The sequence below is a fragment of the Psychrobacter sp. UBA6291 genome (assembly GCF_002439405.1).
GTDB lineage: Bacteria > Pseudomonadota > Gammaproteobacteria > Pseudomonadales > Moraxellaceae > Psychrobacter > Psychrobacter faecalis.
Window position 1 is genome coordinate 19,729 of record NZ_DJUD01000068.1, and the last position, 22,312, is coordinate 42,040.

General features: G+C 43.3%; 15 protein-coding genes. 8 read left to right on the forward strand and 7 right to left on the reverse strand.

Features of this window, described 5'->3' with window-relative positions; translation table 11 throughout:
• Positions 1-15: 15 nt before the first annotated feature.
• Complete coding sequence (locus tag B3R91_RS11140) at positions 16-603, reverse strand: pilus assembly FimT family protein (protein ID WP_286797668.1); 588 nt, start codon at positions 601-603, stop codon at positions 16-18.
• 543 nt (positions 604-1,146) lie between these two features.
• Between B3R91_RS11140 and B3R91_RS11145 the strand changes: the two genes are divergently transcribed.
• The 3 genes from B3R91_RS11145 to mscL all read left to right on the forward strand — a co-directional run bounded on the left by B3R91_RS11145 (position 1,147) and on the right by mscL (position 5,245).
• Positions 1,147-2,325 (forward strand): OmpA family protein, encoded by a 1,179-nt coding sequence (locus B3R91_RS11145; protein ID WP_286797670.1) that lies wholly within the window; start codon positions 1,147-1,149, stop codon positions 2,323-2,325.
• A 350-nt stretch (positions 2,326-2,675) separates the two neighbouring features.
• A complete protein-coding gene (gene typA, locus B3R91_RS11150) occupies positions 2,676-4,523 on the forward strand; it encodes a translational GTPase TypA (RefSeq protein WP_068403956.1) in 1,848 nt (615 codons plus the stop codon).
• A 278-nt stretch (positions 4,524-4,801) separates the two neighbouring features.
• The gene (mscL, locus tag B3R91_RS11155) at positions 4,802-5,245 is read left to right on the forward strand and encodes a large conductance mechanosensitive channel protein MscL (protein WP_144297554.1); all 444 of its coding nucleotides are present in this window, start codon (positions 4,802-4,804) and stop codon (positions 5,243-5,245) included.
• Positions 5,246-5,333: 88 nt separating this feature from the next.
• Here the strand turns inward: mscL and B3R91_RS11160 are convergent, their stop codons facing one another.
• The 6 genes from B3R91_RS11160 to cysM form a co-directional block, all read right to left on the reverse strand.
• Positions 5,334-5,774 carry a hypothetical protein gene (locus B3R91_RS11160; RefSeq protein WP_286797672.1) on the reverse strand — a complete coding sequence of 147 codons (441 nt, stop codon included), beginning with the start codon at positions 5,772-5,774 and terminating at the stop codon, positions 5,334-5,336.
• 369 nt (positions 5,775-6,143) lie between these two features.
• Entirely contained in the window at positions 6,144-7,079 is a 936-nt protein-coding gene (mutM, locus tag B3R91_RS11165; protein WP_286797673.1) for a bifunctional DNA-formamidopyrimidine glycosylase/DNA-(apurinic or apyrimidinic site) lyase, read from the reverse strand.
• Positions 7,080-7,143: 64 nt separating this feature from the next.
• Positions 7,144-9,696 (reverse strand): RelA/SpoT family protein, encoded by a 2,553-nt coding sequence (locus tag B3R91_RS11170; protein ID WP_286797674.1) that lies wholly within the window; start codon positions 9,694-9,696, stop codon positions 7,144-7,146.
• A 469-nt stretch (positions 9,697-10,165) separates the two neighbouring features.
• Complete coding sequence (rlmD, locus tag B3R91_RS11175) at positions 10,166-11,707, reverse strand: 23S rRNA (uracil(1939)-C(5))-methyltransferase RlmD (protein WP_198328503.1); 1,542 nt, start codon at positions 11,705-11,707, stop codon at positions 10,166-10,168.
• A gap of 86 nt (positions 11,708-11,793) precedes the next feature.
• Positions 11,794-12,612 (reverse strand): 3'-5' exonuclease, encoded by an 819-nt coding sequence (locus tag B3R91_RS11180; protein WP_286797675.1) that lies wholly within the window; start codon positions 12,610-12,612, stop codon positions 11,794-11,796.
• Between the two features lie 24 nt (positions 12,613-12,636).
• Positions 12,637-13,605, reverse strand: coding sequence for a cysteine synthase CysM (cysM, locus tag B3R91_RS11185; protein WP_286797677.1), 969 nt, complete (start codon positions 13,603-13,605; stop codon positions 12,637-12,639).
• 471 nt (positions 13,606-14,076) lie between these two features.
• Between cysM and B3R91_RS11190 the strand changes: the two genes are divergently transcribed.
• The 5 genes from B3R91_RS11190 to tsf all read left to right on the forward strand — a co-directional run bounded on the left by B3R91_RS11190 (position 14,077) and on the right by tsf (position 22,276).
• Complete coding sequence (locus B3R91_RS11190; protein ID WP_286797679.1) at positions 14,077-17,577, forward strand: ATP-binding protein; 3,501 nt, start codon at positions 14,077-14,079, stop codon at positions 17,575-17,577.
• 138 nt (positions 17,578-17,715) lie between these two features.
• Entirely contained in the window at positions 17,716-18,528 is an 813-nt protein-coding gene (locus B3R91_RS11195) for a crotonase/enoyl-CoA hydratase family protein (RefSeq protein WP_286797680.1), read from the forward strand.
• Between the two features lie 245 nt (positions 18,529-18,773).
• Positions 18,774-20,033 (forward strand): multidrug effflux MFS transporter, encoded by a 1,260-nt coding sequence (locus B3R91_RS11200; protein ID WP_286797681.1) that lies wholly within the window; start codon positions 18,774-18,776, stop codon positions 20,031-20,033.
• Between the two features lie 307 nt (positions 20,034-20,340).
• Positions 20,341-21,150 (forward strand): 30S ribosomal protein S2, encoded by an 810-nt coding sequence (gene rpsB / locus B3R91_RS11205; protein ID WP_286797682.1) that lies wholly within the window; start codon positions 20,341-20,343, stop codon positions 21,148-21,150.
• A 244-nt stretch (positions 21,151-21,394) separates the two neighbouring features.
• Positions 21,395-22,276: a translation elongation factor Ts gene (gene tsf / locus B3R91_RS11210; RefSeq protein ID WP_144297563.1), complete on the forward strand. Its 882-nt coding sequence runs from the start codon at positions 21,395-21,397 to the stop codon at positions 22,274-22,276.
• Positions 22,277-22,312: the final 36 nt, after the last annotated feature.

The window sequence follows — 22,312 nt, forward strand, 5'->3', positions numbered from 1 at the left end:
CTAATGTCGTAATTTCTATTGTCCACAATCAGTAGGGTGGCTTGCATTAGGCTTATAAGTAATGCCTCCGCCTTGGTTGAATGAGATTTGATACATGGCATGATTATAGGTTGAGGTTGGACAGTACTTAATATGTCCGAAATGGCCGCGAGGTTTACCGCTATCGCCCCAGAATTTAGTGTAATGGCGATTATTTCCTACCCGTAAATACAAGGTGCTGTATTTAGGTTCTAAAGCCTGTTCTTCTAGCAGGTCATCAACTCCTAAGTCGAAGTTTTTATTATCATTTGCATCTAAAAATAATAATAGCTTCTTATAGCTATCTCTATGACATGTAGCGCCGTCATTAGAAAGGCAAACCAACAAGTTTTGTCTTCTAATGTGGCTTTCAGCTTTCGCTAACTTTAGCGTATTTTTAATTTGGCTCTCGATACGCTTCGCTTCCATGCTTGCTAATTGCTCTAAGATATAAGGCGTCGCAATCATTACTATAATAGTCAGCACAGCGACAGTAACAATCAGCTCTATCAAGGTAAAGCCATATCTATTGTGTGCTTGAAAATGCGTCTGCTTTCTTGAAGATACTTTATATAATTCAATCATGAGAGACTGCTACCTATACAAGAGGTACGGCTATAAATTAATAATCGACTAACCTGAATATTGCGCCCGAATTTCAAGTAACTATAAAATTTGCGTAAGTTTTATACTATTAGCTATTAGTAAAAAAAAGTTCAATTATCCGAATATAAACCAAATATATGTCTACTGTCAAAGAATGTTTCAATTCGTGAATAAGGAGTTTTAACGATAGAGAAAATTAACGATTTGTATTAAAATATCTTGAAACAATAGATAGGATTCGTTTCATCATCTATTGCGACCTCACACACAAAAGATAAAGAGTGTAAAGTGTGTTAGTCGTCAGTAAGTTAAGCTGGCTAATGTGTTTTAGTTATGACATTATCGTGTAATAATGTGTAGCTGATTAACAAAAAAAGTTGTAAACTGAATTGATAATCGCTAAGCTACTTCTTAATTGGTTTTGCTTTGTAATTTCAAATTCGTAAATGATGTCTGTTTTTGGACATCTTAAGATGCGGTTTTGCTTGACGCATTACTAAAATTATCCTTTGGAGGAAGTTCATGAAATTAAATAAAATTGCTTTGGCATTATTTGCCATTACAGCGGCTCCACTAGCAGCAAACGCTGGTGTTACTATTAGCCCATTATTACTTGGTTATCACTACAGCGAAGGCGCTGATGATGAACAACGTGAATTGTTACAAAGATATGGTGATGGTAGCGAAAATTTCTATAAAGAAAATGGTCTTTATACTGGAGCAGCGCTAGGTATTGAATTGACGCCTTCTACGCAGTTTCAAGTAGAGTACGGCGTATCAAATACTGATGCGATTAGTAATAAAGGTGGTTCTTACGATACAGAACAAGAGATGATTTCTGGTAACTTCCTAATCGGTTTTGAAGAGTTCAGCGGTTACACTGACAATGCGTTCAAACCATATGCTCTAGTTGGTGCTGGTCGTTCTAAAATTGAAATCGAAGATGCAAGCGGTGAAATGGTTTCTGGTACTGTAGATACTATCGGTAACCTAGGTTTAGGTGCTATGTACCGTATCAATGATGCATTGAGCCTACGTGGTGAAGCTCGTGCGATTCATAACTTTGACCAAAACTGGTGGGAAGGCATGGCTTTGGCCGGTCTAGAAGTCGTACTAGGTGGTCATTTAGCACCTACTGTTGCTGTACCGCCAATGCAAGAGCCACTAGTTGATACTGCTCCAGTAGTAGTCGTTTCTGATCTTGACTCTGACGGTGATGGCGTACCTGATAGCATCGATGCATGCCCAGGCACTCCAATGAACCAAGTAGTTGATGAGCGCGGTTGCCCAGTACCAGTAGATATTACTGATGAGCTAAAAATGGAGCTACGTGTATTCTTTGATAACGACAAATCAACTATCAAAAACCAATACAAACCTGAAATCGCTAAAGTAGCAGAGAAGATGCGTGAGTATCCTAACTCTACTGCTCGCGTTGAAGGTCATGCTTCTAAAACAGGTCCTTCAGCACGTTATAACCAACGTCTATCTGAAGCTCGTGCAGTTGCAGTGAAATCTATGTTGACTAACGAATTTGGTATCGCACCAAACCGTCTATCAACAGTTGGTTACGGTTATGACCAACCAATCGCTGATAACAACACTGAAGAAGGTCGCGCTATGAACCGTCGTGTATATGCCATCATTACTGGTGACAAAACCATGACTGTTGAACAAACTAAAGATATGGTTGTTCAGTAAGTAGACGCTACTAATTATGTATTAACTTAATTAGTTACAAAAAAAGTCATCCTTTGGGTGGCTTTTTTTTATTTATACACTCAGAAAAGTAAGTTATTGCATAAATTGATAGCGCAATAATGTTATACTAGCGACCCAAACACTTTGTAAACTGACAAAGTGTACATTAGCATAGCTATCTGTACGATGGATTTATCAGCATAGGTATTTGATTTCGTTAATATTAAATTGCTGTACGTATTGTGCAATTATTTAATCCTAAGCCAATCATGTCTATCTGGTTGATGTTAACAGTTTATCCAGCGGTGCTTACTGCTACTGCATTTTTTAAGACGAAACGAGCATTTTATATGGCGAACGATATCAAACACCTGCGTAACATTGCAATTATTGCCCACGTTGACCACGGTAAAACCACTTTGGTTGATAAGTTATTACATCAATCTGGTACTTTTGGCGACCGTGCAAACATTGCGGAACGCGCAATGGATTCAGGTGATATTGAGCAAGAGCGTGGCATTACTATTTTGGCGAAAAATACGGCCATCCGCTGGACAGATGACACTGATGGCACTGAATACCGTATTAATATTGTCGACACCCCAGGTCACGCCGACTTTGGTGGCGAAGTCGAACGCGTTATGTCAATGGTTGACTGCGTATTGTTGGTTGTTGACGGTGTTGATGGCCCAATGCCGCAAACTCGTTTCGTAACTCAAAAGGCGTTCGAGCAAGGCCTAAAGCCGATTGTGGTTATCAATAAAATTGACCGTCCTGGTTCACGTCCTGATTGGGTAATGGATCAAATCTTTGATCTATTTGATAATTTGGGTGCTACTGACGAGCAATTAGATTTCCCAGTGGTTTATGCATCTGCCTTAAACGGTATTGCTGGTTTGGAAGCAGATAACTTGGCGGATGACATGACGCCGTTGTTTAAAACCATCGTTGATGTGGTACAGCCACCGCAAGTCGATGCAGATGCACCTTTCCGCATGCAAATTTCTAGCCTTGACTATAACAGCTTCGTTGGCGTTATCGGTATTGGCCGTATTCAACGCGGTAAAGTTAAAACCAATACGCCTGTGACTGTCATTGATAAGAATGGTAAAACGCGTAACGGTCGTATCCTAAAAATCATGGGTTATCACGGTCTTGAGCGTATTGAAGTAGACGATGCGCAAGCGGGCGATATCGTTTGTATTACCGGTATTGATGCGCTAAATATTTCAGACACCATTTGTGACCCTAACCATGTTGAAGCGTTGCCAGCATTGACTGTTGATGAACCAACGGTATCGATGAACTTCCAAGTAAACAATTCACCATTTGCCGGTCGTGAAGGTAAATTTGTGACATCACGTAATATTCGTGAGCGTCTTGAGCGTGAATTGATTCACAACGTGGCGCTACGTGTAGAAGACACCGAGTCTCCAGATAAATTTAAAGTATCAGGTCGTGGTGAGCTACATTTATCAGTATTGATCGAAAACATGCGCCGCGAAGGTTTTGAGCTTGGCGTATCAGGTCCAGAAGTTATTGTTAAAGAAGTAGATGGCAAGCTACAAGAACCGTATGAAAATGTTGTCTTTGATATTGAAGACGCGCATCAAGGTCCAATTATGGAACAAGTCGGCTTGCGTAAAGGCGAGATGACCAATATGGAGCTTGATGGTAAAGGTCGTATGCGTATTGAAGCGACTATGCCTGCGCGTGGTTTGATTGGTTTCCGTTCAGAGTTTTTAACCCTGACTTCGGGCACCGGTATCATGACTTCAAGCTTCTCACATTACGGTCCACAAAAGATCGGTGATGTTGGTGGTCGCTCAAACGGTGTATTGGTTTCTATGGCCAATGGTGTTTGCTTAGGTTTCGCCCTATTTAACCTACAAAAACGTGGTAAATTATTTGCTGAGCCACAGCTTGAAGTTTACGAAGGTATGATTGTTGGTCTAAACTCTCGTAACGATGATATGGTTGTCAATCCAACGACTGCTAAACAGTTAACCAACGTCCGTGCCAGTGGTACTGATGAAGCGTTGACGCTGACGCCAGCGGTTAAGTTTACCCTTGAGCAAGCGCTTGAATTCATTCAAGATGATGAGTTAGTAGAAGTAACGCCAAAAGCCATACGTCTGCGTAAGCGTTATTTGACTGAAAATGAGCGTAAGCGTCATGGACGCAAGAAAAATGCTTAATGTCGATACGTAAATTACTTGGTAATTTATATTTTCAATTTTAGAAAAGTACTCAAAGCTAATTTTTCATGATTAGCTTTGACATCGAAAATTAGCAATATAAGGTGAGCAAAATAAAGTTCACTTTATATTGCTTTTTTGTGTGCTTGGTTTTCATATATAATAAAAATGATCTAATCAATAAGTGCTATCTCTTTAAAAGGGTTTAAAAACTCAATATTAGAGAATCTAGTTCATCATCTATATAATAATTAATTAAACTTTTAAGGAGTGACATCGTGAGTATGGTATCTGAGTTTAAGGAATTTGCTTTAAAAGGTAACGTAATGGACCTAGCAGTCGGTGTCATCATTGGTGGCGCTTTTGCGACTATTACGACTTCTTTAGTTGAAGACATTATCATGCCTATCGTTGCTTTTATTGCGGGCGGCGAAATTAATTTCAAAAACATGTTTTTTATACTAGGAGATGCGCCTGAAGGTGTGGCAATGACTTATGATGCACTTAAGGCAGCAGGCGTACCGGTGTTGGCTTATGGTAGCTTTATCACAGTGTTGATTAACTTCCTAATTTTGGCGTTTATCATATTTATGATGGTAAAAATGGTTAATAGATTACGCCGTGCAGATGAGGTAGAAGAAGCGGTTGCAGAGCCGTCAGAAGAGGTGCAATTACTGCGTGAGATTAGCGCTAAGCTGAGTAATACTCATCTTACAAAATAAAATCATATAATTCGCTTACCAAAATCAAAAAAGGCTAACAATAAGTTAGCCTTTTTTATTGTCGATTGATAAGCTCGAAGTTTTTTAATTAAGGTGTCACTACTACATAGTCATTGGTATTAATCAGAATTTCTGAGGGTTGATCGACGACAATACGGACCACGTTATTATCAACGACTTGTGACTTATAATAATTGTCTTCGGCAACCGTACAGCCGAGGCAGCGTCCCATGGCATCCCAAGGTTCAACGAATAATTTCTGCTGTGCTTGGTCGGCGTTACCGCCGATAAGCGAGAAGGGCAGACTAACAAGATAAGCGGCGGTGCCTGCCACAGCGGTCACTAACTGTAATGGTTTACCAACAATAGTATCAACTGCCATGGTCTCATAAGAGGGGCCAAAATCCGTTTCATCGATTTCTATCGCTGCTAGAACGGGCTGCATGCTAGCAAAAATCAAGCTTATGCTTGCCATCATGGTCAGTAGTTTATATTTAGCTGTGCGTTTCATTTTAGCTGGAGCGCTCATAATGATATCCTAAAACTCATAAGAAGTATGATTCATAGCTGCTGCTATTTCCATACAGAGACAACTTCCCTATAGAAATAATGCGACAACGATAGGCATTGATAAATAGTTTTAATATTACAGATAAATAAACGCTTTGCACTATTTATGTAAATATTGGCACTATTAAAGCAAGATTTAAGTCAATAAGCAACAAAAATGCGCAGGATATATTTATATGAAAGATGTTTCTTAAAACGAATAAGTTTGAATGGAGTTTTTAATAGCGTTAAATCAGATTTCCATAAAAAGTATTCATTGTGGCAATTCAGTGCTTTATAGCTTTGCAGACTTTTTAAATCTTCAGCTGTGAGGGAGTTTAGAAATGGATTATTTAGTAGGCTGACAGTTAGGGCAGAAGACACTGGCACGGCCATTTAACTTAATATTTTCTAATAGTGTATCGCAATGCGGACAGTCTTCGCCCTGTCTACCATAAACATTTAAGGTTTGCTGGAAGTAGCCGGTTTGACCGCTGGCAACGGTAAAATCGCGTAATGTGGAACCACCTAGCGTGATGGCCTTTTTTAAAATGGCTTTGATATGCTCAACCAAGATAACTATTTGCTCATGAGATACTTCATTGGCTGGTGTTGCCGGATGAATACCTGATAAATAAAGGCTTTCAGTTGCATAAATATTACCAACGCCAACAACGACTTGCTGCTCCATAATTACTGATTTAATCGCGCGCTTGATAGGCTGCTTGCTATTGGTTTTGTTAGCTATGTTGTTATCCAAGGTTTGATTTGGATTGTCCGAGCGCTGTATTAAATGATATAAATAATCAGCGGTAAAGTCTGCTGATAATGGCTCCGGACCCAAATGATCTAAAAGCTTAGGACCGTAATCTTTAAACCATAATACTGAGCCAAATCGCCTCGGATCATAATAATGTAGCTGTGTTTGGCTATTATCAGCGGCGCTAAATGTTACTACTAAATGGTCATGTTTACGCTTATCGGTGCCATGGCTATGTTGCTGTAAACTACCCGACATACCAAGGTGAATCAAAAGTTGGCGCGATGCTAAGCTATTTGGCTGAATAGAAGCGTTGGTATTAACAGAAGTGAGCGGTATAAAATTTAGGATTAAATACTTCGCTCGGCGCTCGACACTGTCCAAAGTATAATCAACCAGTTGGTTTAAATCATCGGGCATCGACCAGCGTAGCTTTGGTTGAAAAACTTTGACATCGACCACTTGTTGACCTAATAAAGGTGTCAGGCTGGTTTTGGTGGTTTCTACTTCCGGCAACTCAGGCATAGTATTTCTTGTCAGACTCTATTATATATAAAGGTTATTTTCAAAGATTTTAAAGTTTAAGCTATCAAACAACAGCACGGCGAGCATGCAAGATACCATGCTGCTGCTCAAGCTTGGCAAGTAACTTAGACAAATGCGCGAGCCCTGAAACTTCAACATGAAACTTTAAAAAGGCGATATTGTCATCGTTACTGAGCGTCTCAACCTGACGAATATTGACGTTTTCTTTATCAATAATTTGGGTCAAATCACGTAGTAATCCGCGCCGGTCATAGGCTTCAACGTGAATGTCTACCGGCTGATAACGACCAGCTTTAACCGTCCAAGCCGCCTCAATTTCACGCTCAGGATCCCGTTCAATCAAGCGTAGATATTCGGGGCAGCCACGGTTATGTACGCTGACGCCGCGCGATAAGGTAATGTAGCCTGCGATAGGTTCACCGTGGACAGGATGGCAGCAGCCGGCTAGGTTAATCTCGATATTATCCAAACCATCGATACGGATTTTATAAGCATCAAGTTTCCCCGCGTTTCTCGTATCGATACTTGGGGTGAAATCTTCTTCAGGTTTTTCAGGCTCTAAATCTAACTGGCGTGAAATATGACTGGTCAATTGATTGAGACTGATATCACCCGTGACCAAACCAACCACGATATCATCGGTATTATTGACGTTAAAATGCTGGATATAATCGTTTAAATCAATACTGTTTGGGTGCACCGACAAGCGCTCAAGCTCTTTACTGAGCATTTGGCGACCTATCTCGATATTTTTATCGCGGTCTTGCTTATTAAACCATTGACGCAGTTTTGAGCGCGCGCGATTGGTATGAATATAACCGAGCGAGGCGACTAGCCAATCGCGATTGGGTTCACGCGAGGCTTTGGTGATAATCTCAACTTGTTCGCCCGTTTTTAACTGGTAAGTCAGCGGCACATAGCGCTGATTGACGCGCGCCGCTTGCGCTCGGTTACCGACTTGCGTGTGTACATAATAAGCGAAGTCCAGTACAGTGGCGCCTTTTGGTAATTCTGTAATATCGCCATCACGACTAAAGATATAAATACGCTCGAGCTCATCGAAATCAACCAACTGCTCATCATCGTCGAACTCGATTTCTTCTAATTCTTCGCCAGTCAGTAATGCTGAGCGCGGCTGATTGCGCGTTTCGTTATTAATCGATAAGAGCTGACGTAATGAGCTGATTCTTTGGTTAAGGTAATTGTCCTTTTTATTTTTCAGGCCTTCTTTGTAATTGACGTGTGCGCACATGCCAAGCTCGGCCTCGAAGTGCATTTCTTGAGTACGAATTTGTACTTCAAGTGACTTATTTTCGGCAATAACGGCGGTATGAAGCGAGCGATAACCATTTGATTTTGGATTGGTAATATAATCGTCAAATTGCTCAGGGATATAGCGCCATAAACCGTGTACCAAGCCCAACACGTGATAGCAGTCTGAAGGATTATTGACCAAGACCCGTAGCGCGCGAATGTCATATAGCTGATCAAAGGATAAACCTTTGAGCTTCATTTTTCGGTAAATAGAATAAATATGCTTGACGCGGCCTGAAACCTCGCCTTCGATACCCGCTTCCGCCAACGCTTCATTGAGCTTATCTTGTACGCGCTGAATATAAGACTCACGTTCGCTGCGTTTTTCTGATAACAGTTTGGCAATCTCTTTATAACGCTCAGGCGCCAGATAGCGAAAGGCTAAATCTTCAAGCTCCCATTTTAATTGGGCAATGCCCAGCCTGTGAGCTAGTGGCGCATAAATGGTCATAACCTCACGCGCGACCCGATATTGTCGTTCTTCACCAGAAAAAGTCAGTTCGCGCATGGCAAAGGTACGTTCAGCCAGTTTAATCAGCACCACGCGGACATCGTTGGTCACAGAGATGAGCATACTATAAATGTTGGAGAGCTGATCACGCTGATTATTAACGAAATGGTCTTCTAAGCGCTTATTGCTTTCGATGATTTCGGACAGTTTTCCCATCGCCAAGGTATCTTTGACCAAGGTTGAGATATCGGCACCGAATTTTTTTTCAATTTCCGCGAGGCTAATAATCGATTTGCGGGCGCTACGATAAAGCATCGCGGCGACAAGCGCATTTTCATCTTGATAAAGGTAAGTCAAGATATCGGTCATGCCAATACCGGTGACATATGCGCCTGAACGTTCAGATTCACTGGTATTCATATGACTGCGGATAAATTCGCAAGCGCTAGCAAGATTGGGCACAGACTCTTGCCCGATACGCTTGGCAACATTATCCAGCCAAGTAGGGACGTCGATATTTATCTGATCTAAATCAATGGCTTCTAGTTCTTGTGCCGAAAGCGCATTGGCATCATTAAGCAATTGATTGTTTAAATATTCATCTTCAAGGTTAGGGTCATGGCTGTGGTAAGCATACTGAGCAGAGCGATCAAAGGTAGTATGCAGTTTATGAGTAGACAGCTGATATTTGATGTCGTGTGGAATTTGGGCATAGCTATTGGCAGACTGATGAGAGCGTTGGCTCGCGACCAGTTGTGCGGCCAATGTTGCGCTATCGGCTTGCGTGGTTTGTCCATCTACCAGCGGTAGCCCTTCACGAATTTTTACCATAGCCCACTCCTCTTAGCTATTCTAAATTGATTAAAAGCCCATTTACCAACCACACTTTTAGGTTTCCATAGGTAAAGTGTCAGCTATAAATCAATTCAGCCGCTAAAAAATCCATTTTTAGCAGCTATAAAATGACAGACATAAATAATATATAAAGCGCTGAGTAAGGATAAAGGATACTCACGATATCTTGTTGAAGAAAGCCTAAATACATTGGCTGTTATTATCTCATGTCACAATGACAAATCAAGCAAGGCTCTGTAATGATAATGTCGCTTTCGATAACATAACGCCTTTTTATCCCTATCGTTCAGGCCATTTTTGCTTAAATTAATAGGTTAAAAAAGGTCGTCTTTATTTATATCTGTCATACGTTATTTTGGTGTTTTAGAACAGCGTGTATTAAAACACGCTGCCCTAAAATAAAGTCTTTTGAAACACCTTACTTTAAACATCATTAAAATTGATGCTAAGCGGACACTTTCTCAAAGCGTGCGATTGATTCGACGTGGCCGGTATGACAGAACATATCCATCACGCCTGCATGCGTCAAACGATAGCCTTGCTCTAACAAAGCTTTGGTATCGCGGGCAAGGGTAGCAGGGTTACAAGAGACATAGACAATACGCTCGGCATTGAACTTTGGCAGATACTGCATAATCTCCCACGCGCCCGAACGCGGTGGGTCGATGAGTAATGCATCAAAGCCTTGATTGGCCCAAGGTTTATCGGTGCAATCTTGTGTTAAGTCTTGGCTATAAAATTCCGTATTAGTAATGCCATTGCGGCGTGCGTTATCGGCCGCGCGGGCAGTCATGGCTTCACTGCCTTCAACGCCGACCACCGCACCAGTTTCGCCGACCAAACGCGCGAGTGGTAAGCTAAAGTTACCCAAACCACTGAATAAATCGAGCACCCGCTCACCCGCTTTTAAGTCTAACAAATCACAAGCAAGCTTGGTCATTTGACGATTGACCGATAAATTAACTTGAGTAAAGTCGGTTGGGATAAATTCAAAGGTCAAATCATACTCAGGTAATTGATAATATAAGCGCCCAAACTGCTCAGTCATATCGTCATGCTCAGTTAAGGCAATACGCTGAATGCTATCGGCGCCTTTTGATTGTAAATAGAGCTGCCAATTACGCGCTGCAAAGAAGGTTTTTAATTTTTCAATATCCGCATCTGATAATGGTGCCAAGTTACGTACAATCAGTGCAACCGGCTGATTACCATCAGGTAGCTCTGGTAGCGCTTCGCCCATGGCTAATTCAAGCTGAGCAATCTTGTCACGACTCTCAAGCGTGCTGATAAGCGCTTTTAGATTTTCAATCTCAAAGCCAATACGCGGGTCTAAGATATGGCACTCATTTAATTCCGCTAAGAAGTTACTTGAGCGCTCACGGAAACCAACCAAGGCAGTTTCTTTTTTGGCGACATAACGCACGCCGAGTCGCGCTTTGGTACGGTAACCTAAGCGATCGCCAACCACGGGCGCGAGCCAATGCTCTGGTTCAACATTGGCTTGATGCATAAGCAATTCAGCAAGCACCGATTGCTTAAAGTTGATCTGACCATCGGGCTGCCAATGTTGCAAGCTACAGCCACCGCAAACACCGAAATGCGGGCAAGGTGCTACAGCGCGCTCAGGGTTTGGATTGGCAGTAACGCTCACCGCATCGCCTTCTTCAAAACTGCTACGGCTATTGGTGATTTTGACTAAGGCGCTTTCGCCCGGCAATGCAAAGCTGACAAAAATCTTTTTGCCATGTTTGTCTTCGATATGACCGTCGGCTTCACCGAAACCATTGCCATAAATAGCAACGCCGCGACCGTCATGCGACAAGCCATCTATTTTAAAGGGTAATGGCTCGGCATCTTTTAAACGGCGACGTGTTTTTGACGAAGGCTTAGATTTTTTCTTACTTGGCGGCATAGTAATGGTCTGAGCCTCGTTAGGCTGTTGGTTGACGTTTAGAGTAGTAAAGTCTTTTGAGTCGGTGGGCTGCATAAACCTGCCTTAATAATAAATAATAAGCAATAAAGGATAAATAACTAAAAATAAGGAAGCCGTTGTCGTTAAGATGTCTAGTGTGGCTATGGGGCAGACGACCAATCAGCAATAAACTCATGATGGCGAGGACTGCCATCTGCTTGGGTATATTGGGCCAAATAGTCACGGCTTTGCTGCTGCCACCGCTCAAAATCTGGTGAGGACAATTGCCCTGTCAATCGCAGCCAGCGCAAATAAATCAGCCAAGTATTCATCACATCAGATTCGCAATATATTGACAACGTTTGCCAATCACCATTGCTGACCAACTCGCCAACCATACTGCCATCGACATCGGTTTTACCGGGCAAACCATAAAGACTGGCGACGATATCCATGGCTTCGCGGCGGCTGGCACCGTATTGGCTAAATCTGTCCATCAAATCAAGATGGCGACTGTGGAAGCGATTAACGTAATTATCAAAGCGCATGTTTTTGATACGCTCGCCTTCTTCAAATAACCACGGCGCCGATAAGTCATACTGCATGGCGCGATAAATAAGCACCGGAATATCAAAGCCTGAGCCGTTCCAACTAATCAGCTGTGGCAGCTTTTCAAGGTCCCTGAACGCGCGAAAAAATTTGCTCAGTATGTCTTTTTCGCTAAACTTATCGGCGGTCAAAGAAAACAGGGAAAATTTGCCGTCTTTAATATAGAGTGCAGAGATACAAACAATACGCTGCAAGGGCAAACGCATAAAATCGTGACCTGCTTCTTGGACACGCAGCGCCGTCAATGCGCCCAAAGCATCGGCATCGTTTAGCTCAGCCAACTGCGGATAGATACGGCGGGCAGCCTCGGTATCGGCAACCGTTTCAATATCAAAGACCAAGATAGGTTTGGACGAGAGGGCGTTTGACATAAATAACTCTGCCTATTTATAAGCTTATGGGGTGGCGTTATCCGTGCTATCGTCAGCGTCATTCACACTATATAGGCCCGTCGATAAATAACGATCACCGCGGTCGCAAACGATAAAAGCAATCACGGCATCAGGATTTGCTTTTGCGACTTCGGTAGCGGCCCATGCCGCTGCACCTGATGACACACCAGCAAAAATGCCTTCAGTTTTCGCCAATTTACGCATATAAACTTCGGCGACCCGCTGATCAACATCCATGATGTCATCAACCAAATCTGCCTCAAAAATACCGGGCATATAAGCGGCAGGCCAGCGGCGGATGCCAGCGATAGATGCTTCTTCGTCAGGTTGTAGACCGATGACTTTAATATCAGGGTTTTGCTCTTTAAGATATTGCGCAACGCCAGTGATAGTACCTGTGGTGCCCATCGAGCTAATAAAATGGGTGATTTTACCGTCCGTTTGCGCCCATAGCTCAGGGCCGGTGGTCAAATAGTGCGCTTGTTTATTATCAGGATTGTTAAACTGATCGAGTACAATACCTTTACCATCGGCTTGCATTTGCAGCGCCATATCACGCGAAGCTTCTATGCCTTCGTCCACCTCGATAAGCGTCGCACCATAAGCGGCCATCGCATCTTTACGCTCTTGGGTCGAGTTGGTTGGCATAAATAGGGTGATTGGATAGCCACGCATCGCCGCCACCATCGCCAAAGCAATGCCCGTATTGCCGCTGGTCGCTTCAATGAGCATATCGCCAGGTTTAATATCACCGCGCTGCTCAGCTTGATAAATCATATTAAAGGCCGGACGGTCTTTTACCGAGCCAGCAGGGTTATTGCCTTCGAGTTTGGCGAGCAATACCGCGCCATTGGCAATCTGCTCTTGCTCAGGCAGGCGATTCAATTTGACCAAAGGCGTCTTACCCACGCAATCGGCAAGGTCAGTGATTTGCGTAATAAAATTGGCGTTTGACTGGGCCGTAGCGGACATAAGGTATCCTTATCGATTATTAGTTTTTTAATAGGCGCTGTTTAAATAGCAGGTCAGTACTTCATGACCGTTAGGGATTGATTGTGGTCAATAAAAAGTTGCGTCATTATATCATTTTGTTTTCGCCTGCGCTTAATGCATAAATTTTTATTGAGGATAAGCAGTGTACTTAATTGCATAAACAAATAGGCATAAACAAAATACTAAAAGCGGACTGCTTACGATAACTTTGTTGCCATGAAAGTGCATGAGTAAGTGAAGCGAGAAAAAAGTGAGGCAATAAAAGTTTGCCAAGGAATGGTTAACCGCCTTCGTTAGAATCCTGCTAAGATAATCGCAAGTCATTTTTGATGGCTTATTTTTAATGCTTAATAAGTTATGAATATCCAAGCGCGCCGTACAAGATTTGTCAGTAGTAGCATTCATCAGCAATAGCATTTAGCGCCAAAATCAGTGGAGAATAAACCCAGCATGGCTTACAAAAAACGTTTTGATACCAGTAGTGCTTATGGTCAGCTGATTATATTGGTGTTTTTGCCAATTTGTTTATTGGCAGCGGTCGGTGGTATTTTGGTGTTTTACGAAACCATGCGTGCCAGTAATTCAGAGCAAGAAGCGTTAGCAGAGGCGGTACTGATTCGTTATACGCCAACGATTGCGGAGCTGGTTCCTGAGTTATTAGAGCAACAGGCAGAGAATAACGATGATAAAAATAAGGCAGCGGACAACCCGCAAGCGGCGCTAGCGGCCTTAGCAGGTATTCAAGATAGACTCGGGCGTATGCAGTCCGAGCAGCATGTCCAGCGTATTGCAATTATCAATCAAAATAATAAAGTGTTAGCAAGCGTCGGCTACGGTACCGAGGAAGCTTGGCCGCTGATAAAATCTGCAGAGCGTTTTTTGTCGCAACAACCAACGCCCATTGGCACCGCTTATGGCAATAGCTTGGGAGAATTTGACGGGCAGCAATTGTGGCTCATGATTGATATGGATAATGAGCCGCTTTATATCGCCCGTTATCGTATCGCCATGGCGCTCGCGATTACGGGTTTATTTACGATTTTGATTTTGTTATTGAGCTTAAATATTTATTCAAAACGTTGGATTGCGCCGATTTACGAGCTGCGTTTGCAATTACAACGTACCCATGTCGACAATCTTTATCAGCCTATTCCGGTCGAATCAAATGGCGAGCTGAATTTATTGCAGCAAGATCTGGTTAGGACCTTACGCCGCCTACATGCCAGCTTCCAAGACTTAAAAGATCATGCCGAGCAGACCGAAGATGATTTGCGCTTGGCATTTGATGAGATGGAAATGCAGAATATCTCTATCCGTAATGCGCGCGATGCGGCGATTTCAACCAGCCAAGCAAAATCGGCGTTTTTGGCCAATATCAGCCATGAATTGCGAACGCCTTTAAACAGTATTGATGGTTTTATCAATTTGCTGGCGCGTCACGGCGAGCTCAATCCTGAACAAGATTTGTACGTGCAAACCATCCGTAAATCGTCGGCGCATCTATTGGCGCTAGTGAACGACGTCTTGGATTTTTCTAAGATTGAAGCGGGTAAATTGGTTCTTGATCGTCACGAGTTTGACCTTTATGACACCATTTATGACGTGGTCGATATGCTATCGCCGGTTGCTGCTGAAAAAGGTCTGCGCATGGCGGTGCTGTTTTATAACGACGTGCCGATGCGCATCAACGGCGATGCGTTGCGCCTCAAGCAAGTACTGACCAATATCGTCGGTAATGCGATTAAATTCACCGATAGTGGCGACGTGGTTGTACGCGTGAGCTTAGACGATCATCGCGACAATTATTTGATGATTAGCGTGCAAGATAGCGGTAAAGGGATTTCATTATCTGACCAAAAAATGCTCTTTCAAAGCTTTAGCCAAGGCGATCCGTCGATTACGCGGCAATACGGCGGTACCGGTTTGGGTCTGGTCATCTCCAAGCAGTTAACGCGGCTGATGGGTGGCGACATTGGCTTTTATGACAATGTGCAAGAAAACATCTCTAATCAAGGAGCGACGTTTTGGTTTCGAATGCCAGCCCATGTCGATGTCTTAGAGGCGGCAACTGGGCAAACGATTGAGTTGCCCGTGCTCGCGCCACTTGCCAGCGATACAGACGAGTTTAATGTACTGGTTTGGATCAATCATACCGCGTCGATACAGGTGCTCAAAGCCAGCTTACAACATTTACCGATTACCCTGAGCCAAGCAAACTCTTTACCGGGCGTACTTGAGTCGCTTAAAGAGCGCGGCAATTATTGGGATTGGGTTATCGTTGATGATGACACCCAAGACGATATGATGGCGCTGCTCAAACAGATTCGCCTGCATTATCAAGGAAAGCTGGCGGTATTTGGCTATCAAGTTGCCGCCGACCAAGCACTGCTCAATCGTTATCATGCCAATATTTTGTATGAACCATTAGATAAAAGACAGCTCTATGCCATGCTTGATACGCAAAAACGCAACGCCCCGAGTGGCGTTCAAGAGCCGCGATGGAAGGGCGTGACCGTCTTGGCTGTCGATGACCATCTGCCGAACTTACTGGTGCTTGATGCGCTACTAAGTGAACTTGGCATCCATGTCATTACCGCCAGCAGCGGTTTTGATGCCATAGAAATCATCAGTAAACAGCAAACTAAGCATATCAAAACTGCTAAAGCTGACAGCCAAAGTCTGTCGAAAAAGACCCAAATATCTAAAGCCGAAGCGCGTGATGATGCTAGTAAATCAGCGGTTAATCCATTACATCTTGACGATGCTACGACAGATGATAAAGGCAATGCGACGCACAAAAACAGTATCGATTTGATATTTATGGATATTCAAATGCCGCGTATGTCAGGGCATGAAGCAGCGCGGCAAATCCGTAATATCGAAACATCTGATCATCATATTCCGATTATCGCCTTAACGGCCCATGGTTTAGCCGATGAGCGCGATAAGCTGATTGCAAGCGGCATCAACGACTATGTTGGCAAACCCATTAGCCAGCCACAGTTGCTACAAGTGCTGCAAAAATGGCTTGGCCGTACCGACTCAGTGCCGCCATTAACCACCATTCATAGCGATAACTTATACAGCTCTGACTTGCATAGCTCTAATTTGCCTAGCTCTGACCTACAAAGTGAGGTGAATCAAAACGCCTTGACGTCTTATGCAGATGTGACAACCCCAACTTATCCTTTGCTCAAAGATAACGAGGATAGTCGTATCGCCAATGCCAGTGCTGTTGCTAAAGTGAAGAGTCCGGCAAAAATTACCCGACCCTTATCATTAAAGAAAATCCGCGATGACTATTTGCGTGACAGTCAGCCGCGTGAAGAATATAGACGCGAGACGCCGCGCGAAACCCAACCACGTTACGAGAAGCCACGCTATGAAAAGCCACACTATGAGAATCTGCATTATCAAGGGCAGGGGCAAGTACCATTGGCTTATCCGCCTTATCAAATGTCAGAGCATGCTAAAGATGAACAAGCAGTAAATACCGCACACGGGCAAAATAATACGGATATGGGCGCAAATACCCTTGATACCTCGGAGATTTTAAATTGGCAAGATGCGTTGACGCGCTCAGCCAATAAACCCGATTTGGCTGCCAAGCTCATCATCATGATGCTCGATACCATCAATGATGAAAAGCAAGCGTTGATGCAGGCTTGGGAGAGCCGTAACCGCAGTGCGCTGGCGCAAATTGCCCATCGTATCTTAGGTGGCAGCCGTTATACCGGCGTGCCGCAGCTACGTCAAGCCAGCCAAGACTTAGAAGATAAATGCTTATTAAATATTCAACATACCACGCCGGCTCAATTTGCGATGTTAGAGCCTTATTATGACGCGTTATTGACGGCGTTAAACAATCTACAAACCCTCGATTTATCGGCGTATCCGCAGCTTAATTATCATCGTCTAAGTGAAAATGATATGACGTGGAAAATGATTTAAAGCGGATAATCATAAAACCGCTGAGGCTAAACGATACCCTAGCAGTCAGTTATTAATAAGGAAGGGCGAGTGCAAGGCTGTTAATATTAAACGGATTAACAAACTCTCTAAGTGTTTTATTTATTATTAAGGATGATTATGCACGCTATTGCCACGTATCAGTATGAGACATTACAAGTCAGCGCCACTGACAATATAATAACGGTGACCATCAATCGACCGGAAAAAAAGAACGCTATGAGTTTTAAAGTGGTGCAAGAGTTAATCGCGGTCGCCGGTCGAATCAGTAAAGATAAAACGGTACGTGCGGTGATTCTTAATGGCGCAGAGGGCACGTTTTGTGCTGGTATCGATTTGGGCGATTTAAACCATCCTAAGAATCAAGCGTTTGCGCTATGGGAACTTATTAAACCTTGGCAAAGTCTCTTTCAACGCGTCTGTTTGGTTTGGCGTGATGTGCCTGTGCCAGTGATTGCGGTTTTAGAAGGTTACTGTATTGGCGCAGGCTTACAACTGGCGCTGGCTTGTGATGTGCGTATTAGCCATCCTGAGTGTAAATTGTCGATTATGGAAGCCAAGTGGGGGCTAGTTCCTGACATGGGCATAACGCAATCAGGGTTTGGTGTCGTACGCGCTGATGTCTTAAAGGAGCTGGCAATGACCGCGCGTACCTTCAATGCCGAGGAAGGCAAAGCGCTTGGCTTGGTCAGCCATTGTAGTGAAACGCCACTTGAGCGAGCGCAAAAGCTTGCCGCCGAGTTTGCTGAGCGCTCACCCGATGCGGTGCTAGCAAGCAAACGCGTTATCAATGCCATGTTTGACCAGCCAGCTACCACGCTATATAAAGAAAAATTTTGGCAACTAAAAATGATGTTTGGTCGCAACCGTAAACTGGCACTTAGAAAAGCTAAGCAAGCCAGTACCGCTTTTGGCAAACGTCAATTCCGTTAAAAAATCAGCCATATTTTGCAACTGTATTTGAATGAGATAGGAATATTTTACTCACATCAAGCATCTATTGAATTACAAGCAGATAGTGCAATATAGCACTATCTGTTTTTTTATCTGTTTACGTTGCTGCTTGTTCGTAGACGGTATTTTTAAAAGGCTTGTTCTGTAATAAAAGTCGATTAAAATTACCCAACAAACCACGTATCAATAATAAAATAAACCTTTCTCTATCATATGGTCTCATTATGTCTGCTCCAAAACCCTCCCTGCCCAATAAACCCAATGCTGCTGACCGAGTGCGCTCTGCTGATTTGCCCGTTGCATGGATTATGATGCTTGGGCTTATCGTGGCAGTCGGGCCATTATCGATTGATATGTATTTGCCAGCATTGCCGTCGATGGCAGAGGATTTTGGCGTATCGACGGCGTTCATGGCCAACTCTGTGCCAGCCTATTTCTTAGGTCTGGTTTTTGGTCAGCTGTTTTATGGCCCTTTTAGTGATCGCGTCGGTCGCGTCAAACCGTTATATATGGGCATGACCTTATATGTGATTGCTTCGATTGTTTGTGCGACGACCGATAATGAATACGTATTGTTTGTCGGTCGAACCTTTCAGGCGCTCGGCGCGTGCGTGGGAGCGGTTGTGACGCGGGCGGCAATACGTGATCGCCTGACAGCCAAACAAACCGCCAAAGCTTTTTCTATTATGATATTGGTCATGGGCTTAGCGCCGATATTAGCGCCATCGCTTGGTGCTTTATTTTTAAAGTTCTTTAGTTGGCATTCTATTTTTTGGTTTTTAGCGGCTTTTGGGGCGTTAAATTTATTACTGACCAAGTTTTTCTTCTTTGAAACCTTGACTGAAGAAAACCGTAATGTGCGTCCTGCCAAAGAAGTGCTCAGTCAATATTGGGATTTATTAAAAGACCCGACCTTTAACTATCCCGCGATAGGCGGTGGATTATTAATGGGTGCAATGTTTGTCTATATCAGCTCAGCTTCTGAATTAATCATGGATACCTATGGCGTCTCAGCCACCCATTTTGGTTGGTTATTTGGCATGAATGCGGCAGGGTTCGTAGGTTTGACCCAGCTGAATCAGTGGCTGACCAATCGTTTTCGTATCTTAAGTATCTTACGTTTTGGCGCGATGATGCAAGTCATCTCAGCTGCGGCACTGTTTGTAACCGGTATTATTTTTGGTACGGATGCATGGTTACCGCTGGTTTTAGCCTGTATTTTCTTTTGTATTGCGGGCTTGGGTCTGACGCAACCAAACGCCTCGGCCATTGCCCTTGCTTTTCAAAAACGCCGTGCGGGTATGGCCAGTGCTTTGCAAGGCTCGTTGATGTTTTCGGTCGGTATTTTTGGCGGTTTATTATTAAACTTATTCCCTCTTAATCCCGTGTTAAAAATCGGTATTGCACTCTTTGTCCTGATGAGTTTGGGTGCGTATTTAATTTGGCAGATAGACCGTGATTTGGATTTGGATACTGCGGAGTGATTGAAGGGTAGCGATGCATAATAGCGCTAGCAGTCGCTAAGCGTTATATGGTAAAATACAGCCCAGCTATTTTTATCATTCAGTATTATTCTGAACTTTCAAATCATAGCTCAATTTTTAAATCAACCCATCAAACAATGACACACACATCATGGCAAAAAATTGCTGGGTGTTTGGCGACTTGATTAATTTGCAAAAAGTTAGTGCCGTTGCAATAAACGTTAAACATTAACCGTTAGCAAATGCGTGTCGCTAGATAGGCAGTTTTTGTGATGTGGAGGCATAACCCAACCAATAGGAATTTCACATGGCTTCAAACAATCCAACCAAAATCGAAATGCGCGACTTATTACAAGCCGGCGCTCACTTTGGTCACCAAACACGTTTTTGGAATCCAAAAATGGGTCCATACATCTTTGGCGCCCGTAACAAGATTCACATCATCAACTTAGAGCACACAGTAAAAGCGTTTAACGAAGCATTGACTTACGTAAACGGCCTAGCTGCTAAGAAAAACAAAGTATTATTCGTCGGTACTAAGCGCGCAGCAAGCGGCGTTATCCGTGAGCAAGCACAACGCGCTGGCATGCCATACGTTGACCATCGCTGGTTAGGTGGTATGTTGACTAACTGGAAGACCCTACGCCAGTCAATCAATCGCCTAAAAGAGCTTGAAAAACAATCTGAAGACGGTACTTTTGCTAAGCTGACTAAGCGTGAAGCATTAGAGCGTACTCGTGATATGGAAAAACTTGAGCGTTCATTGGGCGGTATCAAAGACATGGGCGGCCTACCTGACGCTATCTTCGTCGTCGACGTAGACCATGAAGCAATCGCTATCAAAGAAGCTAAAAATCTAGGTATCCCAGTTATCGGTATCGTTGATACCAACTCAAACCCAGATAACGTTGATTACATCATTCCAGCTAACGATGACGCTATCCGTGCTGTGACTTTGTATGTGACTTCTATTGCTGATGCGATTATCGCTGGTAAAGAATACGCACAAACTCAAGCAGGCGGTAAAGCTGACCAAGCACAAGACGCTGAGCAAGCTCCTGCTACTGAAGCGGCAGCTGACGTGAAAACTGAAGAAGCAGCGACTCCAGCAGAGTAATGGCTAAGCGATAAGGTTTAACTTTGTAAGGATGCCTTGATAGTTTAACTACTAGCAGCCATATAAGGTTATTAATCGCATAAAGTTTATGAAAATCTATAATAGGCATGATGTAGTTTTACTCGTCATGCCTTATTATTAGCGCGCCGAGCATCACTGACTTATTGCCAGAATGTCAGCGCGTTTAGATATCGTGCACTCCCTTACATAACAATACTCACCTACATCATAAAAGGTAACTCTTATGTCAGAAGTAAAAATATCTGCCAAAATGGTAAAAGAATTGCGTGACCGTACTGGTCTTGGCATGATGGAATGCAAAAAAGCGTTAGAAGAAGCAAACGGCGATGTCGAAGTTGCCATTGATAACCTACGTAAATCTGGTCAAGCGAAAGCGGCTAAAAAAGCAGGTAACATCGCAGCTGACGGCGCTATCATCATCGCTCAAGGTGACAACAAAGCATTCTTGCTAGAAGTAAACTGCCAAACTGACTTCGTTGCAAAAGATGAAAACTTCACTGCATTTGCAGAAAAAGTGGCCAATCTTGCCCTAGAAAACAATGTCACTGACGTTGCTGCTATCTCTGAATTGTCTTATAGCGATGATCAAACCGTTGAAGAAGCGCGTGTATCTTTAGTACAAAAAATCGGTGAAAACATTCAAATTCGCCGCGTTGAAGTACTAGAAGGCGCAAATATCGCTGCGTACCGTCACGGCCTACGTATCGGTGTGGTCGTATCTTATGAAGGCGGCAGCGAAGAAACTGGTAAAAACCTTGCCATGCACATTGCAGCGTTCAACCCAGTTGCAGTAGATGACGAAAGCGTAGATGCTGATGTACTAGCACGCGAAAAAGACATCATCGAAGCCAAAGCGAAAGAATCTGGCAAGCCTGACAATATTGTTGAAAAAATGATCGAAGGTGGTTTGCGCAAATACCTAGACGAAGTAACCTTACTACGTCAACCATACGTTATGGACAATGAGAAAAAAGTTGGTGACGTATTAAAATCTGAAGGCGTAAAAGTTCTTGGTTTCAAACGTTTAGAAGTTGGCGAAGGCATCGAGAAGAAGCAAGAAGACTTTGCTGCTGAAGTTGCTGCCACGCAAGCGGCGAACAAGTAAGCTTTAAATCGTATAGAGCACATCATATAGATATTA